The sequence below is a fragment of the Hydrocoleum sp. CS-953 genome (assembly GCF_002260545.1).
Classification (GTDB): Bacteria; Cyanobacteriota; Cyanobacteriia; order Cyanobacteriales; family Microcoleaceae; genus Trichodesmium.
On sequence record NZ_LGSU01000156.1, the window covers coordinates 1 to 2,301 of the forward strand.

At 33.1% G+C, this 2,301-nt stretch carries 1 protein-coding gene; it reads left to right on the forward strand.

The window, feature by feature from the left end; all coding sequences use genetic code 11:
* Positions 1-335 precede the first annotated feature (335 nt).
* Positions 336-1,529, forward strand: a complete 1,194-nt coding sequence (locus AFK68_RS01210; protein ID WP_168186272.1) for a response regulator — start codon at positions 336-338, stop codon at positions 1,527-1,529.
* Positions 1,530-2,301: the final 772 nt, after the last annotated feature.

Below are 2,301 nucleotides of genomic sequence, written 5' to 3' on the forward strand. Positions count from 1 at the left end.
GTATGGAGGAAAAAAGTATTTTGGCACGCTATGAGATGCACCCATTTCTTGGCTACAGTTTAAATATACTTAAGTTGAACAATCTAGAAGAATTGGTATATATTTGAGAATATAAAGAAATAGAACATTGTATGTTTTATCAATAACTTAGTTTCATTTTATATTTTCAAAATCACTGACTTTACCCCACTTTTAATTAGGTAAAATAACATTTCTCTGTGATCGAAGTCACATTATTATTGCATAAATCTTAACTTTAATGGAATAATAATGTGATAAATTAAGAATGGAAAATTTTATTTTCAGCGATTAAATAGATGGACACTAATAATGTTATGACATATACAAAGGTTGAGGATTATTCAAATTCTAATTTGGCAACTTTCAATTCAATGTCTACTAACAAACAATTAATCAAATTGGCCCAAACTTTGGATATACTTAGTCAAGGAAATGCAACTGGCAAAGTATTATTAAATATTCCAGCCAAAGAAGGAAAACTCAACATATTCTATGGTAGATTGCTCTATACCACTAGCAATATCCACAGAGTAAGGCGTTGGGAACGAGGGGTCAGATTGCACTCTCCTGACTGGAATCCTATAACCTCAGAAATACTATTAGAGCCTGACAAACCTTGGGAATATTTGCTCCTGTATGATGGAGTTAGCAAAAATCAAATCACTATTTCTCAAGCAAAAGCAATCATTCGCACTGTCACTCTAGAAATATTGTTTTCCATGAGTACCCACCCAGACCTAATACATAAATGGGAAGTAAACCCCGATCATAAATCTGAACTATCCCTTGGTTTATCTCTGTCTTATCGGGAAATAGAACCAATTTTCGCTAAAGTTACTCAAATGCAACATCTATCGAAAAAAGCAGGTTTAGAAAGTTTCAACCCTAACCTTGTTCCTGTTCCCAAAAAACCTGTTACCCTAGAAGCTTTATCTGGTTGGGGTAAATATTTACAGGGCGATCTAACTCTGTGGGATCTTGCTGTCAAACTAAATAAATCAGTATTAGCTGTAACTAATAGTTTACTTCCCTTACTCAAAAAAGGGTTGGTAGAATTGCAAACAATTCCCGATTTCCCAGAACCGAATTTCAAATTATCTTCTTCTCATAAAAATAGAGACAAGACTACACCAAAAAAAAAGCTATTAATTGCTTGTATTGATGATAGTCAAGTAGTTGCTGAAAGATTAAGGAAGATTGTTGAACCTGCTGGATATGACTTGATCGGAATACAAGATCCAATCAAAGGACTTGTGAAAATTGCCGACGCTCAACCAGATTTGATTTTTCTTGACTTAGAAATGCCTACTGCTAATGGTTATACCGTTTATCAATTTTTACGCAATGCACCAGTATTTGAAAAAATACCAGTAATCATCTTTACAGTTCGGAATAATTTGATAGATCGGAGTCGAGCTAAATTAATTGGACCTGCTGAATTTTTGAACAAAGCTGCTAAACCAGAAGAAATTTTAACCATGATCGAAAAAACATTTGTCTGTGACTAAATAGTTGAGCCGATCGAGAATAAGTCAATATTGCTATTGCTCATTTCACTAAAATATGTTAATAAACTTAGCTACTCACCTCGTTTCATATTTTTGGGTAGTCCTTTGAGAAGCTTGATTTATGCTGGTGGTAGATTCATTTCAGTTATCAGTTATCAGTTATTAGTTATTAGTTATCAGTACCTCTGGCTGAAGTCAGAGGCTGAAAATAATCAACTGTTATCTTTTCATCCCCCTTAAATTCTTATACCAAATTCATGCTTATGCAGTTACGTATTAATTGGTGATTTATTCCTACAATAAAAAATCATCAATGCCATAAATTATAAGAAATTAAACAGTTTTTTCCTCTTTTTTATTGTGTTTTTATTTGACTATTCTCTGTTATATGTTCCCTTTGTCGTGACTGTAGCAATACTTTATGAAATTGGGATGACTCGATCATTTTGATGGCGAAAACTACCCCTATTTGCTCCTTTCAACGGGATAGTATTTAATTACCTACTTGACTTTTGACGAAAATATCCCTACTTATTTTAAGTTAACTAAATTAACTAACCTGAAAAACAAAGTAAAATCACAGAAGAAAGAAAAGGCAATTGTCGAGACACAACTGGGTAATTACTATAGTTTTATGAAGAAAAATAAATTTTTGCCCACATATTAAATTTTTCGGACTGATTTTGCTCAAGCTAGAGAAGAATGGCAAACGGAATTAGACTCTGCTGAACAAGATTATCAGGATAAAGCAGCTAAGGCGACAACTGAACAA

Coding starts and splice junctions, on each gene's coding strand:
- AFK68_RS01210 (WP_168186272.1), top strand. CDS start 336: ATGACATATACAAAGGTTGAGGATTATTCAAATTCTAATTTGGCAACT.